General features: G+C 47.8%; 1 tRNA gene and 1 other RNA gene. Both read left to right on the plus strand.

The features are described 5' to 3' along the window. The first annotated feature begins 2 nt into the window (after positions 1-2). A non-coding RNA gene (locus CYR52_RS22775) (RtT sRNA) lies at positions 3-175 on the plus strand. A 58-nt stretch (positions 176-233) separates the two neighbouring features. Then, positions 234-309, plus strand: a tRNA-Lys gene (locus tag CYR52_RS22260). Positions 310-312 lie beyond the last annotated feature (3 nt).

Genomic DNA, 312 nt, shown 5'->3' on the forward strand with positions numbered 1-312 from the left:
GTTAGCTCAGTTGGTAGAGCAGTTGACTTTTAATCAATTGGTCGCAGGTTCGAATCCTGCACGACCCACCATCATTTAAAGAAGATGATGGATGTAAGGAAGTGAAGGATAACAACGCGCAAGCGTTGGCCCGAAGGGCGAGGCCAGAGGCCGAGTCATCCTGCACGACCCACCATCATTTAAAGAAGATGATGGCGGTAAAGCAAAAGAATAAGTAGTTCGCAGTATCTGATGGGTCGTTAGCTCAGTTGGTAGAGCAGTTGACTTTTAATCAATTGGTCGCAGGTTCGAATCCTGCACGACCCACCATCA

The sequence above is a fragment of the Chimaeribacter arupi genome (genome assembly GCF_002858805.1).
In the GTDB taxonomy this organism is placed as follows: domain Bacteria; phylum Pseudomonadota; class Gammaproteobacteria; order Enterobacterales; family Enterobacteriaceae; genus Chimaeribacter; species Chimaeribacter arupi.